Genomic DNA, 14201 nt, shown 5'->3' with positions numbered 1-14201 from the left:
TACGGCAGGTCAATTCATTGGCCTGCCGGTACAAGCCAGCATGTCGGATCTTCACGCGAGAAGGCCCGCCGGGACACCCCGGCGGGCCTTCTCGCGTTGGAAACGGGTGGATCGCCTCAGCCCATTCCGGCCACATAGCCGCGCAGGGATTCGACTTCCAACTCGGCATCGTCGATGCGCGCCTTCACCACGTCGCCGATGCTGATGACGCCGATCACGCGGCCGGCCTCGACGATGGGCACATGGCGGATGCGGCGTTCGGTCATCACCGCCATCATGTCGGCGACGGTATCCGTGGGGCTGGCGGTGATCAGTTCGCGCGTCATCAGGTCCGCCGCGGGGCGGTCGAGTGCCGCAGCCCCGTCGCGGGCGATCGCCCGCACGATGTCGCGTTCCGACAGGATGCCGACCGGCTGGCCGTCGCTGTCCATCACCAGCACGGCGCCGATCCGGTGCTCGGTCAGCAGGCGGGTCACGGCGGCCACGGTATCGTCCGGTGCGGCGGAAACGATCCGGTTGCCCTTGCGCTTCAAGACGGCTGCAACATGCATGGCGGTACGGTCTCCCTTCCGTTGACCCTGATTAGGGTATCATGGGAACCCGCGTACAATCTGCAAGACAGATGGTTAAAAGAAAAGGACGGCCTCCCCGGATGGGGGAGGCCGTCCTTTGGATGCCCGGGACGAGTCCCGGAGCCCGTTCTTAGAAGCGGTAGCCGAGGCCGACGCCGACCAGCCACGGGTCCAGCGTGACCTTCGAGGTGACCGGCAGCGCGCCGTTGACAGTCGCGGTGACGTCGGTCTTCAGGAAGATCTTCTTGACGTCGAGGTTCAGCGACCAGTTGCCGGTCAGGGCGACGTCGACACCGGCCTGCAGGGCCCAGCCGAAGCGGTTCTTGTACTCGACGTCGGTGACGCTCAGGCCGGCGGCGTTCGGGTTGTTGGCCGCATCCGCGTTGTAGAACAGGGTGTAGTTGATGCCGGCGCCGACGTAGGGGCTGATGCGCTCCTTCGGCATGAAGTGGTACTGCACCGTCAGGGTCGGCGGCAGCAGGGAAACCTTGCCGACATCGATGCCGCCGCCCAGCGCCGGCAGCAGGTTGCCGCTGACCTTGTGGCGGCTGGTGCCGGCGATCAGCTCGGCGGCGATGTTGTCGGTGAAGAAATAGGTGAAGTCGACTTCGGGAATGTAGTCGTTGCCGACCTTGGCCGACCCGATGTCGCCCAGCGCGCTGTTGTTCAGAGTGCCCTTTTCCTGCGGCAGTACGGCCAGGCCGCGCGCACGGACGAGAATGTCGCCGGCCGACTTGCCCTTGAAGTCCTGAGCGAGCGACGGGGAAGCGATGGCGACAAGGGCCGAGGTCGCCAGCAGGGCGGCGGCGGCGCGCGACAGGATGGTCATGGGGTCTGCTCCAGGCAATGCGTTGTTGCTGTTCTGTGGCATCAGCCAATGGAGCTATTACCAGACACTGAGTACGGGTACTAGAGGGGCTACAACCCTTCCTCTCCTTCTGCAGCAGCTATGCAACAGTGACGAGTTGTCGCATGGACAAGGAAATCAAGGGCTTGGTCTGATCGTCTGCTGTGGAACCAGCGCCATGCAGTTCTGGACGATGGCATAGCATTGGCCAAGTCGTGCCGACCCACCCGATGTGCCGCCATACACCACGCGCTCGACCACTCCGTTTTTCAAACTGAAGGTTGCTTCGCAGTCGTAGCTGTTGACTTCATAACCATAAGCCGGCCAGCCATAGCCGTAACCTGGCCATCCCCAGCCGTAACCGGGCCACCCCCAGGTATCGTAATACCCCAGCGGCGGCGGGCTGGGGTAGGACACGATGCGGGAACTGCGGTAGGTGAAGAACTCCTGGTTGCCGACCGTCGCCTGACGCTGCGGCACGCCGGCGCAGGACAGCAGGGTTTCCTTCGACATGCCGACCAGCGCGGTCTGCGCCAGCAGCGCCTCGTCCGCCGCCTGGTTGGCGCAGCCGGCCAAAGCCCCGGCGATGCCCAGAGATGCCACGGACAACAGGCGGCGGGCGCGCCCGCTTTTCACGACCCGACGCACTGCCATCACACGCCTCCCCGGTTCCGCAGTCGTTTACCGCAGCCGGGCCGGCGACAGGTCGGTCTCGGCGACGCCCAATGTCCGTACATCCTCCGGCAGACCCCGGCCGGTGGCGAGTCCGGCCGCCACCCGTCCCATGGCCGGTGCGGTCTGAATGCCGTAGCCGCCCTGGCCGGCCAGCCAGAAGAACCCTTCCGCATCGGGCGCGAACCCCACGACCGGAACCTTGTCCGCCACGAAGCTGCGCAGCCCCGCCCAACGGTGGGCCAATCTCCGAACAGTGAAGCGCGAGGCTTGTTCCAGCCGATCCACCGTCAGGGCGACGTCTATGTCCTCAGGCTGTACGTCGCAGGGCTCGACCGGGGTCTGATCGGCGGGCGAGGCCATGAGGCGGCCGGCATCGGGCTTGACGTAGAAGGTCTCGGCCACTTCCGACACCATCGGCCAGCCGTCCAGCCCGTCCTTGTCGGCCGGATCCTCGAATACCGGATCGAAGGTGATGGCGGTGCGCCGCTTCGGCACCAGCCCGACCGTCGCGACTCCGGCCAGCTTCGCCAGTTTGTCGGCCCAGGCCCCGGCGGCGTTCACCACCACCGGCGCGGCGAAGGTTCCGGCGCTGGTCTCCGCCACCCACAGGCCGTCGCGGCGAGCGAGCGCTCGCACTTCGGCATCGGTCACCACCCGGCCGCCGCGCGCCTTCAGTCCGCGCAGATAGCCCTGATGCAGGGCGTGGACATCGATGTCGCGGGCATCGGGTTCCCACACGCCGCCGCCGGCCACATAGTCCGGTCGCAGGAAGGGTGCCCGGGCCAGGACCTGGCCACGGTCGTAACGTTCGACCGACGGCGTCAGGCGGCGGCCCTGCTCATACTCCGCATCCAGCCGGTCGATCTGGTCGCCGCCGCCGATGATCAGCGCGCCGCGGGGCGTCAGCATGTCGTGTTCGGCGAAGCCGGCAGGCGGGTTGGTGTAGAAATCCCAGCTCGCCACCGTCAGTGCGCGGATCGGCGCCGGGCCGTAGGTCTGGGTATAGAGCGCCGCGGACCGGCCGGTGGAGTGATAGCCCGGCTGCGATTCGCGCTCCAGAACCACCACCCGGCCCTGCGCGGCCAGCTCATAGGCCGCCGACGCGCCGGCGATGCCGGCCCCGACCACCAGAAAATCGACGCTTTCCACCTGTTCCGCTCCTCGGAGTCTTATCGGCCGCCTAGGGAGTGGCGGCGCTTGGGCGTGGCATGTGATCGGGCAGGGATACCATTTCAAGGATCAGCTTCTGCCGCAACGCGGCGACGAAGCTGTCCTTGTCCATGGCGCTTTTCACGAAGCTTCCCGGACCGCCGATCACACTCTCCTCGAAATACTCCTCCAGCCAGGAGAATTCGTCGAGTATGGCGAGGCCGTTGACGATGATTCCCCGCCTCGTCACCCGGTCGCGGGCCTCGGCCGGGTCGATTCCGGCGTTGGAAAAGCCGTTGGAGACCAGATCGATCACCTGCCGCGGTGCCTTGCCGCCGCGGTCGAACAGCTTCGCCGCCTCCAGTAAGGCGCTGCCGATGGCCGTCGAGTCGCCCTGGAAGCCGCGGGGCAGGGCGTCGATGCGGTCGGCGAAATGGCCGGCATCCTCCGGCTTGTTCAGAGTCGTCCAGGGGATCAGCACCTTCAGGCTGTTCGGGCCCGAATAGGCAGCCAGAGTCACCCGCGCCCTGGCCGAGGACAGCGCATCCGCCACCGCCGGGTCGCGGAAGGCGGCGGCATGGCCCTGAAGCTGGAATTCAAGATCGCCGGTCGTGATGGAGGCCGACCCGTCGAGCGCCAGCACCAGCGCCACGCCCGCCCATTCCCCCTTGCCCGGCGGGTCCGCCTTCGCAAGCCCGGTCAGGGCCAGGAGGACGAACAGAACGGCCGTCACGGCACGCGGCATTCCCATGGGCACTCCATCACCCGGTCGGACAGGCGGGCGGCCCGTCACGCATTGGCAAGCGCGAGGCGCACCACCTTGACCATCACCGACGGCAACGCCTGATCGCCCAGGCGGTCCACCGGCACCCAATTCCCGTCGGCCCGCTGCCAGTCCGGACCGGCCTGGGCGGCGACCACCTCAAGCTCAAGGTGAAAATGGGTGAATGTATGGCGGACCAGTCCCGGCAGCCGGCGCCAGCGCGCGGGCAGGGGCTGTTGCGCCGCGACCGCGGCCTCGCCCGGCGGTTCCGGTCCCCAGGCGGTCGACGGCACCTCCGCCATGCCGCCCAGCAGCCCTTCCTCCGCCCGGCGGCGCAGCAGGACGGCGCCCTCGGGGTTCAGCAGCCAATAGGCGACGCCGCGCCGGGTCGGCTTCTCGCTCTTGGCCGCCTTGCGCGGCAGGCTTTCGGCGATGCCGGCGGCGCGCGCCTCGCAAAAATCCGCCCAGGGGCACAGCATGCATTTCGGCTTGCGCGGGGTGCAGATGGTGGCGCCCAGATCCATCATCGCCTGGGCATAGTCGCCGGGACGGAAATCCGGCGTCAGGGTGGCCGCCAGCCGGCGCAGGGCGGGCTTGGCGTTGGGCAGCGGCTCCTCCACCGCGAAGATGCGGGCGATCACCCGCTCCACATTGCCGTCCACCACGGTGGCCTTGCGGCCGAAGGCGATGGCCGTGATGGCGGCGGCGGTATAGGCGCCGATGCCCGGCAACTCCAGCAATGCCGCCTCGTCGCCGGGAAACCGCCCGCCATGCAGGTCGGCCACCACGCGGGCGCATTTGTGCAGGTTGCGGGCGCGCGCGTAGTAGCCGAGCCCCGCCCAGGCCACCAGCACGTCGTCCAGCGGCGCGTCGGCCAGATCGCGCACGGTCGGCCAGCGTTCGGTGAAGCTGCGGTAATAGGGGGCTGCGGCGGGCACGGTGGTCTGCTGCAGCATGATCTCCGACAGCCAGACCCGGTAGGGATCGGCGGTTTCCCCCGGCCTGGCGCGCCAGGGCAGGTCGCGGCGGTGGCGGTCGTACCAGGACAGCAGCCGCCGGGCGGCCTCGATCGAATTCGGTATCATGATGGGAAGAAATAGAGGGACTGGAGCGTCTGGGGAAGGGAGATGGCCATAGCCCCGGCCGGATGCTGGGCATCGGCCTACGCTTGCGCTAGGGTGCCGCCATCCCACATGAACCGGAACCGGTTCCCGGACCGGGGCCGCACAGGAGTGATCGCAGAGCATGAACGGACCGCGTCGCATCGGCCAATCCGTTCCGGAGGTCGCCGGCAAGGTGCTGGGCAAGCGCGGACTTGCCTTCGGCGCGCTGATCACCGACTGGCCGTCCATCGTCGGCCATCAGCTGTCGCTGCGCACCGCCCCCGACAAGCTCAGCTTTCCCCGCGGCAAGCGCGAGGAGGCGACGCTGCATATCCGCGCCATGGGCGCCATCGCGCTGGAGCTGCAGCATCTGGAACCGCAGATCATCGAGCGCATCAACAGTTTCTTCGGCTATCGCGCCGTGGCGAAGATCAAGCTGATCCACGCCGCCCTGCCGTCCACTCCCTCCCCGGTGGTGCGCCCGCGCGCCCTGACCATGGACGAGGAGATCGGCATCACCGCCACCACCGCTGAGGTCGAGGACGAGGAGCTGCGCGCCACCCTTGAACGTTTCGGCCGCTCGCTGATGGCCCGGCCGAAACGTGCGGCGCGCTAGCCGGCTTGCTGGACGCATCGGGGCGTCATTGTCTATACGTCAACATCTGGTAGGAACGAGGGCAAAGTGAACCGCAAAATCCTGGGAATCGCCGGCCTCCTGGCCATCGGCTTCACCGCCGCGTTCGGCACCGCCATGACCGCGGCGTCCACGGCCGCACAGGCCGCGGCCACCCTGCCGCCGGTTTCGGAGATGATGGTCGACCGCGTGCTGGGCGATCCGAATGCGCCGGTGACGATCCTCGACTATTCGTCGATGACCTGCTCGCACTGCGCCAATTTCCACATCAACGTGCTGCCGAAGATCAAGGAGGCCTACATCGACACCGGCAAGGCCAAGCTGGTCTTCCGCGACTTCCCCTTCGATCAGGCCGCGCTCAGCGCCGCCATGCTGGCCCACTGCGCCCCGCCCGAGCGGTATTTCCCGCTGACCGACGTGCTGTTCAAGAGCCAGTCGAACTGGAGCCGCTCCTCCGATCCGACCAAGGCGCTGTCGCAGTACGGCAAGCTGGCCGGGATGAGCCAGGAGACCATCGACGCCTGCCTCGCCAACAAGGACCTGGCCGACGCCATCCTGAACACCCGCCTGACCGGCCAGAACCAGTATAAGATCGAGGCCACCCCCACCTTCATCCTCAACGACGGCAAGGCCCGCATCGAAGGCGCCCAGTCGTTCGAGACCTTCGCGAAGGAAATCGACAAGCTGCTGAACTAAGCCGGCTTGCAGGATCCGCATCGGTAATGCCCCCTCCCTGACCCACCCCTGCCCTCGGCTGGCCGAGAGCGGGGAGGGTCGGGGAGGGGGCCGCAGTTTTCCAGAGCCGGCACCTTAATCAAAGCCCAGTACGCCAAAGGTTCTTCTCCAGTGCAGTTCACGCGTCTCCGCCTGTCGGGTTTCAAGTCTTTCGTCGATTCCACGGAACTGGTCATCGAACCCGGCATGACCGGGATCGTCGGTCCAAACGGTTGCGGCAAGTCCAATCTGGTGGAGGCGCTGCGATGGGTGATGGGCGAAACGTCGGCCAAGCGCATGCGCGGCGGCGACATGGACGACGTCATCTTCGGCGGCACCTCCAGCCGGCCGGCCCGTAATCTGGGCGAGGTGACGCTGGCGGTGGACAACCGGTCGCGCACCGCGCCCGCCGGTTTCAACGAGCATGACGAGCTGGAGATCACCCGGCGGATCGAGCGCGGCTCCGGCTCCGACTACCGCATCAACGGCAAGCTGGTGAGGGCGCGTGACGTCCAGCTGCTGTTCGCCGACAACGCGTCGGGTGCGGGATCGCCGGCTCTGGTCAGCCAGGGCAAGGTCGCGCAGATCATCTCGGCCAAGCCGCAGGATCGCCGCGCCCTGCTGGAGGAAGCCGCCGGCATCACCGGCCTGCATTCCCGCCGGCACGAGGCCGAACTGCGGCTGAAGGCGGCGGAAGCCAACCTGACCCGCCTCGACGACGTGATCGGGGCGATGGATACCCAGCTGCAAAGTCTGAAGAAACAGGCGCGGCAGGCATCCCGCTACCGCAACCTGTCCGACCAGATCCGCAAGGCGGAGGCCGTGCTGTGGCACCTGCGCTGGATCGCCGCCCAGGAGGAGCGCGCCGGCGCCCATGCCGCCTTCGAGGCATCCGAGGCGGCGGTGCGCGACCGCATGCTCGCCGTCAACCAGTTCGCCGCCCGCCGGACGGAGGCCGCCGCCGGCCTGCCGGAGAAGCGCCAGGACGAGGCGCGCGCGGCGGCCGCCCTGCAACGGCTGGTGATCGCCCGCGAACAACTCGACGCCGAGGAGAAGCGCGTCGCCGACCAGCAGCGTGCCTTGGAGGCCCGGCTGCGCCAGATTGCCGGCGACCTCGGCCGTGAGGAGGCGCTGGCCGCCGATGCCGGGGAGGCGCTGGCCCGGCTGATGGCCGAGCGCGACCGCCTGATCGCCGCCCAGTCCGACGAGGAGATGCTGGAGGAAGCCGCGGCGGACGCATTGGCCGAGGCGCGCGAGCAGGTCGATGCCCTCGACCGCGAGCTGACCCGCCTGACCGAGGCGGTCGCCACGGACGAGGCCCGCCGCGCCGCCACGCAGCGTCAGGCCGCCGAACTGGAATCCCGCGCCGCCGGCCTCGCCAAGCGGCTGGCCGAGCAGCAGGCCCAGCGCGCCGCACTGGAGGCCGAGATCGCCGCCCGCGCCGACCTGTCGGATGCTGAACTGGCGGTGGAACTCGCCGAACAGCGGCTGGAACAGGCGCGCGAGGCGGCCGAGGCGGCCGAACAGGCGAAGGCCGAGGCCGAGCCGGCCCAATCCCGCGCCCGCGAGGCGCTGTCCGCCGCCGACTCCACCCGCGCCAAGCTGCGTGCCGAGGAACGGGCGCTGTCCGAATTGCTGGAGGCCGGAGCCGGCGGGCCGTTTCCGCCGCTGGTCGACGCGGTGGCGGTGTCGCCCGGCTATGAGGGGGCGCTGGCCGCCGCGCTCGGCGATGCGCTGACCGCGCCGCTGGACGAGGAAGCGCCGGTGCATTGGCGCACGCTGCCGGCCTATGGGTCGGTGGCGCCGCTGCCGGACGGGGTGGAGCCGCTGTCGAGCCGCGTGGAGGGGCCGCGCGCCGCCGCCCGTGCTCTCGCCCATGTCGGGGTGGTCGACGATGCCGCCGTCGCCGGGGCTTTGGCCGCGACGCTGGCGCCGGGGCAGGTGCTGGTCAGCCGTGACGGCGGCGCGTGGCGCTGGGACGGGCTGACCGTTCAGGCCGGCGCCCCCACCGCCGCGGCGATCCGTCTGAAGCAGCGCAACCGGCTGGCCGAACTGCGGGGCGATCTGGAGATTGCCGAGGAACGGGTCGATCTGGCGCGCGAGACTCTGGACGCCGCGAAACTGGCGGTCGAGGAAGCTGCCCAGGCCGACCGCCGCGCCCGCGACGCCGTGCGCGAAGGCTTTGCCACGCTGAACGCCGCCCGCGACCGCCACGCCAAGCTTGCGCGCGAGGCCGACGCCGCGTCCTCCCGCCTTGCGGCATTGGCGGAGTCCGTCGAGCGGCTTGCCGCCGACGAGCGCGAGGCCGCCGCCCGGCGCGACGAGGTGCTGGAATTGCTGGAGTCGCTGCCGGACCCGCGCGAGGGCCGGGAACGGGTGAACGACCAGCGTGCCGCACTGGCCGAACGCCGCGCCATGCTGGCCGAGCGGCAGAATGCCGTCGACCGTCTGACGCGCGAGGCCCAGGCCCGGCGTCAGCGTCTGGCGGCGATCGAGGCCGAAACGGCGTCGTGGGACACCCGCTCCGCCGGGGCCGGGGGGCGGGTGGCCGAACTGCGCCAGCGCGCCGACGAGGCCGAGGGCGAACTCGCCCAGCTGTCCGGGCGGCCCGCGGCGATCGCGGCGGAGCGCCAGGATTTGCTCGACCGCATCGCCATGGCGGAGCGCGACCGCAAGCTTGCGGCCGATGGGTTGGCAGAGGCCGAGTCCCGGCTGGCGGAGACCGAAAAGGCGCTGCGCGATGCCGAAGCGGCGCTGGCCGACGGCCGCGAGGCGCGGGCGCGGGCCGAGGCCGCGGTGTCCGCCGCTCTCCAGCAGGAACGCACCCTGACGGAGCGCATCGCCGAACGGCTGGACTGCCGGCCGGAGGATACCCGCGCCGCCGCCGACCTCGACCCTGCGGAGCCGATGCCCGATGCGGCGGCGGTGGAGGCCCGGCTCGACAAGCTGACGCGCGAGCGCGAGAACATGGGGCCGGTCAACCTGCGCGCCGAGATCGAGGCGGAGGAACTGGAAACCCAGATCACCAGCCTGCATGGCGAGCGCGAGGATTTGACCGCGGCCATCGCCCGCCTGCGCCAGGGCATTTCCAGCCTGAACCGCGAGGCGCGCGAAAGGCTGGTCGCCAGCTTCGACGTGGTCAACCGCGACTTCCAGGAGCTGTTCACCCGCCTGTTCGGCGGCGGCAAGGCCTATCTGGAGCTGGTCAACGCCGAGGATCCGCTGAACGCCGGACTGGAGATCTACGCCAGCCCGCCGGGCAAGAAGCTGCAGGTGCTCTCGCTGCTGTCGGGCGGCGAGCAGGCCTTGACCGCGCTGTCGCTGCTGTTCGCCGTCTTCCGGTCGAACCCGGCGCCGATCTGCGTGCTGGACGAGGTGGACGCCCCGCTGGACGAGGCGAATGTCGGGCGCTTCTGCGATCTGGTGGAGGACATCGCCCGCGAAGGCGACACCCGTTTCCTCATCATCACCCACCACCGCCTGACCATGGCGCGCGTCGACCGCCTGTTCGGCGTGACCATGGTGGAGCGCGGCGTGTCGCAGCTGGTCAGCGTGGACTTGAGCGGCGCGGAGGAGCTTCGCGGGGTGGCGTGAGGGGGAGGATCAAGGTGGGGCAAAAGTTGCACCGCCAGCCCTTCACCCCCCTCGCTTCCAAACCGTCGTCTCGATGTACCGGCTCGCCAGGAAACGGTAGGTCTGCTTCTGCAACGCCTCCACCTTCGGCGAGCGTTCCATCGTGACCTCGTCCCAGCCCTGCAGCAGGTCCTCCCATTCCAGCAGCTTGGCGCGCAGGTCGTCGCGGATCTTGCGGATGAACTGAATGGTCGGGTGGAAGTTGCGCAGCGCGCCGACGATGTCGCCGGTCTGGGCGTCGGCCTGATCGAAAATCAGGTCGTACTCACGCAACGGCTTGCGGATCAGCCCCTGCATCCGGTTCAACTCGCTGCAGAAGGTGCGGTCGGTGCGGTAGATGGTGGCGAGCTTCGCCATCGCCTGATCGATGCGGCGGATATGCTTGAAGCGGTCGCGCAGCGCCTCGATGTAGGACAGTTCCTGCGCCAGATCGTCGATGCGGTCGCTCAGATACTGTTCGGCGTTGTTGGTCAGCTTCAGCCGCTCGGCGATCTTGGCGAAGGCGGCCTTCAACCGTTCCTTGGTCTGCGGATCCTCCACCACCTGTTCCAGCTCGTCGATGTCCGACACGATCATCTCGTTGCCGGTGAAGGACGAGACGATCTGCACGGTCAGCCGGCCCTTGGCGATGATGCGGTGCTTGTCCTCCACCGACCAGGAGGCGCGCCCGTCGAGCAGTTCGCCGGGAATTTCCTCGCCCGGGCGGATTTTCTTCACGAAGGCCAGCCCCTGTTCGATGATCTCCAGCAGGCGGGCGTCGTGGGTGCCCTCCTCGATCTGGAAGGATTCCATCAGGGTGGGGAAGGCCAGCGCCGCCTTCAGATCGCCCAGCAGGATGTTCAGCACCGGTTCCTTGGTGTTCGGCTCCTGGCAGAAGAAGGCGCCGGGCAGGCTGAACACCTTGTGCTGGAAGTCGAAATGCGTGTCCCGCATGGGTTGGACCAGCACATTCTCCTGCGCGGCTTTTTCGGCGACGGTTTCGTCCGGGGCGGCATCCGGGGCCGGGGGGCTCTCCGAAGAGAGGGTGGTCTCGTCGCTGCCGGAAGTGTCGGTCATGGGCGGGTGCGGTACTCGGCGGTATGAAGGAGCGGGGAGGGAAGGAAACTGCGGATTGCCTCAGACTACAGCAGATCTCGCAGACGGAACCACATCATTGCGAGGACCAGTGCCGGGGTGCGGAACCGCCGCCCGCCGGGGAAGGGCGTGTGGGGGATGCGGGCGAACACGTCGAAACGCCCGGCGCTGCCGCCGACCGCCTCCGCCATCACCCGCCCGGCCATGCCGGCCAGCGCCACGCCATGGCCGGAATAACCGTGGGCGAACAGCGTGGTCGGCGACAGCCGGCCGAGATGCGGCATGCGGTTCATGGTGATGGCGACCCGCCCGCCCCAGAAGTAATCGATGCGGGCGTCCTTCAGCTCGGGGTAGATCGCCAGCATCTTCTGCCGCATCCCCTGCTTCAGCCCCGGCGCGTCCACCCCGGAATAGCTGACGCCGCCGCCGAACAGCAGCCGGTGGTCGGCGGACCGGCGGAAGTAGTCGAGCGAGAATTTCATGTCCGAAACCGCTATGTTCGTCGGCAGCAGCGCGGCGGCCCGCTCCTCGCCCAGCGGTTCGGTGGCGATCATGTAGGTCGCCACCGGCATGATGTTGCGGTCGAGCGGCGGCGACAACCCGCCGAGATAGGCGTTGCCGGCCAGGATCAGGTGCTTCGCCGTCACCCGGCCGCGCCCGGTGCCGACCCAGGGCTTCGGCCCGCTGTCCATGGCGGTGGCGCGGCTGTTCTCGAAGATGCGCACCCCGGCGGCGTCGGCGGCGCGGGCGAGGCCGAGCGCGTAGTTCAGCGGGTGCAGATGGCCGCTGCCCTCGTCCAGCAGGCCGCCGATATAGGCATCGCTGCCGACATGCGCGCGGATGCCGGCGCGGTCCAGCCGCCTCACCCGGTCATAGCCGTAGCCGTCGCGCATCTCGCGCTCCAGCGCGGCGACGTCCTGCATGTGGCGCGGCTTCAACGCGGCATAGGCGAAGCCCCAGGTCAGGTCGCAGGAGATGGCGTGGCGCTCCACCCGCTCGGCCAGCTGGGCCTTGGCCTCCTCCCCGAACTCCCACAGGCGGCGGGCATCCTCCTTGCCGACCCAACCCTCGATCGTCGCCATCGGCTTGTTGTAGCCGGTGATGATCTGCCCGCCGTTGCGGCCCGAAGCGCCCCAGCCGCAGCGCTCCGCCTCCAGCAGCACGACGTCGAAGCCGCGCTCCGCCAGCTCCAGCGCCGCGGTCAGGCCGGTATAGCCGCCGCCGACGATGCAGACGTCGCAGGCGACCTCCCCCTCCAGGATCGGGCGGTCGGCTCGGGGAGCGGCGGAGGCCGCGTACCAGCTGTTCAGGTATGAGGCTTTCGGCATGGGGGGCAGTTAAGTCCTTGCCGATGGGGGAGGTCAATGGAAAGGCGGGTGTTTCACCAAACGGTCATGCGGAACCCTCTGGCGCGGTCCGCCGGAACGGCGTCATAGTGTCGCTGTCGTCCACAGCACGGAGGGGGCTGCCCATCGTCCGGAGCGGTCCGCCATACCCATGGGTTTTATGGAAGACTTCATCAAGAAGAACCGCATTACCGAAGTCGAATGTCTGGTGCCAGACATGTCGGGCATAGCGCGGGGAAAGATCGTTCCCGCCGAGAAGTTCCTCCGCATCCTGCGCGACCGTGGCCTGCGCCTGCCAGAGGCGATCTTCGTCCAGACCGTGACCGGTGAGTTCCCCGACGACGAGGACATCACCTCGGACGAGAATTCCGACATCTACATGATCCCGGACGAACGCACGATCCGCTTCGTCCCCTGGTACAACGAGCCGACGGCGCAGGTGATCACCGATTGCGTCTATGCCGACGGCCGCCCGGTGGACGTCTCGCCCCGCCATGTCCTGAAGCGCATTCTGGCGCTGTACGAGGATCGCGGCTGGAAGCCGATCGTGGCGCCGGAACTGGAGTTCTTCCTGGTCCAGGTCAACAAGGATCCCGATTACCCGCTGGTGCCGCCGGTCGGGCGCAACGGCCGGATGGAGAGCGGCCGGCAGGCCTTCGGCATCGATGCGGTCAACGAATTCGATCCGATCTTCGAGGCGGTCTATGACTTCTGCGAAAAGCAGGACATCGACATCGACACGCTGACCCACGAGGCCGGCGCCGCCCAGATCGAGATCAATTTCAACCACGGCGACGCGCTGGAACTGGCCGATCAGGCATTCCTGTTCAAGCGCACGGCGCGCGAGGCGGCGATCCGCCATCAGGTCTACGCCACCTTCATGGCGAAGCCGATGCAGGGCGAACCGGGCAGCGCCATGCACATCCACCAGTCGGTTGTGGACACCGATACCGGCCGCAACCTGTTCGCCAACCCGGACGGCACCGACAGCGACCTGTTCATGTCGCATATCGCCGGCCTGCAGAAATACCTGCCCTACGCGATGCCGTTGCTGGCGCCCAACGTCAACAGCTACCGCCGGCTGGTCCCGAACTCCGATGCGCCGATCAACGTGCATTGGGGCCGCGACAACCGCACGACCGGCCTGCGCGTGCCGGTGTCGCAGCCCGACGCCCGCCGGGTGGAGAACCGGGTGGCCGGCGCCGACGCCAACCCCTATCTCGCCATCGCCGCGTCGCTCGCCTGCGGCTTCATCGGCATGACCCAGGGGCTGGAGCCGAACGACCCGATCAAGGGATCGGCCTATCGCCTCGCCTTCACCCTGCCGCGCCACCAGTCGGAGGCGCTGACCAAGTTCAACGCCTGCAAGCCGCTGAAGGAAATCCTCGGCGAACGCTTCATCGACGCCGTCACCTGCGTGAAGGAGACGGAGTACAAGGCCTATAACCGCGTCATCAGCTCGTGGGAGCGGGAAAACCTGCTGCTGAACGTCTGATCCGAACGCTCCGGCAGACGACAGGGGCGGCCGGCGGGGTTTCCGCAGGCCGCCCCTTTACGTATCCGAATTCCGGCTCCTGCGCATTTCCTCTCCGGCCAAGCCCGGCCGCCGTCTGCCGCCTTGCGCCGGCCGATTCCCCTTTCGTGAGGCCATCCGGCCCGGTTTCCCCGACATCCGGCGGAGCGTCCCGGCC

General features: G+C 68.5%; 12 protein-coding genes. 4 read left to right on the top strand and 8 right to left on the bottom strand.

Translation table 11 applies throughout. The annotated features are described in order from the left end of the window. Window positions 1-116: 116 nt before the first annotated feature. From DM194_RS17690 to mutY, 6 genes are all read right to left on the bottom strand, one after another. Entirely contained in the window at window positions 117-551 is a 435-nt protein-coding gene (locus DM194_RS17690) for a CBS domain-containing protein (RefSeq protein ID WP_111068894.1), read from the bottom strand. A 151-nt stretch (window positions 552-702) separates the two neighbouring features. Further along, entirely contained in the window at window positions 703-1401 is a 699-nt protein-coding gene (locus DM194_RS17685) for an OmpW/AlkL family protein (RefSeq protein ID WP_246024441.1), read from the bottom strand. A gap of 156 nt (window positions 1402-1557) precedes the next feature. Then, a complete protein-coding gene (locus tag DM194_RS17680; RefSeq protein ID WP_176581458.1) occupies window positions 1558-2073 on the bottom strand; it encodes a hypothetical protein in 516 nt (171 codons plus the stop codon). A 27-nt stretch (window positions 2074-2100) separates the two neighbouring features. Further along, a complete protein-coding gene (locus DM194_RS17675; RefSeq protein WP_111068892.1) occupies window positions 2101-3243 on the bottom strand; it encodes an NAD(P)/FAD-dependent oxidoreductase in 1143 nt (380 codons plus the stop codon). A gap of 31 nt (window positions 3244-3274) precedes the next feature. Further along, window positions 3275-3976: a DUF1194 domain-containing protein gene (locus DM194_RS17670; protein WP_246024440.1), complete on the bottom strand. Its 702-nt coding sequence runs from the start codon at window positions 3974-3976 to the stop codon at window positions 3275-3277. A gap of 56 nt (window positions 3977-4032) precedes the next feature. After that, a complete protein-coding gene (mutY, locus tag DM194_RS17665) occupies window positions 4033-5091 on the bottom strand; it encodes an A/G-specific adenine glycosylase (protein ID WP_111068890.1) in 1059 nt (352 codons plus the stop codon). A 160-nt stretch (window positions 5092-5251) separates the two neighbouring features. Between mutY and DM194_RS17660 the strand changes: the two genes are divergently transcribed. The 3 genes from DM194_RS17660 to smc all read left to right on the top strand — a co-directional run bounded on the left by DM194_RS17660 (window position 5252) and on the right by smc (window position 10051). Next, complete coding sequence (locus DM194_RS17660; RefSeq protein WP_111068889.1) at window positions 5252-5725, top strand: DUF721 domain-containing protein; 474 nt, start codon at window positions 5252-5254, stop codon at window positions 5723-5725. 66 nt (window positions 5726-5791) lie between these two features. Continuing rightward, window positions 5792-6439, top strand: a complete 648-nt coding sequence (locus DM194_RS17655; RefSeq protein WP_246024439.1) for a DsbA family protein — start codon at window positions 5792-5794, stop codon at window positions 6437-6439. Window positions 6440-6589: 150 nt separating this feature from the next. Next, window positions 6590-10051, top strand: a complete 3462-nt coding sequence (smc, locus tag DM194_RS17650; RefSeq protein ID WP_111068888.1) for a chromosome segregation protein SMC — start codon at window positions 6590-6592, stop codon at window positions 10049-10051. A gap of 42 nt (window positions 10052-10093) precedes the next feature. Here the strand turns inward: smc and DM194_RS17645 are convergent, their stop codons facing one another. Together DM194_RS17645 and DM194_RS17640 are read right to left on the bottom strand one after the other, a co-directional pair. After that, the gene (locus tag DM194_RS17645) at window positions 10094-11146 is read right to left on the bottom strand and encodes a hypothetical protein (RefSeq protein ID WP_111068887.1); all 1053 of its coding nucleotides are present in this window, start codon (window positions 11144-11146) and stop codon (window positions 10094-10096) included. A gap of 65 nt (window positions 11147-11211) precedes the next feature. Next, window positions 11212-12492 (bottom strand): NAD(P)/FAD-dependent oxidoreductase, encoded by a 1281-nt coding sequence (locus DM194_RS17640; RefSeq protein ID WP_111068886.1) that lies wholly within the window; start codon window positions 12490-12492, stop codon window positions 11212-11214. Between the two features lie 169 nt (window positions 12493-12661). Here DM194_RS17640 and DM194_RS17635 point away from each other — a divergent pair, with 169 nt between their 5' ends. Continuing rightward, window positions 12662-14005 carry a glutamine synthetase family protein gene (locus tag DM194_RS17635; RefSeq protein ID WP_111068885.1) on the top strand — a complete coding sequence of 448 codons (1344 nt, stop codon included), beginning with the start codon at window positions 12662-12664 and terminating at the stop codon, window positions 14003-14005. Window positions 14006-14201 lie beyond the last annotated feature (196 nt).

This window comes from Azospirillum ramasamyi, assembly GCF_003233655.1.
In the GTDB taxonomy this organism is placed as follows: domain Bacteria; phylum Pseudomonadota; class Alphaproteobacteria; order Azospirillales; family Azospirillaceae; genus Azospirillum; species Azospirillum ramasamyi.
The sequence above is the reverse complement of the archived record's forward strand: the minus strand, read 5'-3'. Positions and strand labels throughout refer to the sequence as shown.

What these genes read in the sequence shown, in the direction of transcription:
- DM194_RS17690 (WP_111068894.1), bottom strand. Translation starts at nt 551, where the DNA reads ATGCATGTTGCAGCCGTCTTGAAGCGCAAGGGCAACCGGATCGTTTCC.
- DM194_RS17685 (WP_246024441.1), bottom strand. Translation starts at nt 1,401, where the DNA reads ATGACCATCCTGTCGCGCGCCGCCGCCGCCCTGCTGGCGACCTCGGCC.
- DM194_RS17680 (WP_176581458.1), bottom strand. Translation starts at nt 2,073, where the DNA reads ATGGCAGTGCGTCGGGTCGTGAAAAGCGGGCGCGCCCGCCGCCTGTTG.
- mutY (WP_111068890.1), bottom strand. Translation starts at nt 5,091, where the DNA reads ATGATACCGAATTCGATCGAGGCCGCCCGGCGGCTGCTGTCCTGGTAC.
- DM194_RS17660 (WP_111068889.1), top strand. Translation starts at nt 5,252, where the DNA reads ATGAACGGACCGCGTCGCATCGGCCAATCCGTTCCGGAGGTCGCCGGC.
- DM194_RS17645 (WP_111068887.1), bottom strand. Translation starts at nt 11,146, where the DNA reads ATGACCGACACTTCCGGCAGCGACGAGACCACCCTCTCTTCGGAGAGC.
- DM194_RS17640 (WP_111068886.1), bottom strand. Translation starts at nt 12,492, where the DNA reads ATGCCGAAAGCCTCATACCTGAACAGCTGGTACGCGGCCTCCGCCGCT.
- DM194_RS17635 (WP_111068885.1), top strand. Translation starts at nt 12,662, where the DNA reads ATGGGTTTTATGGAAGACTTCATCAAGAAGAACCGCATTACCGAAGTC.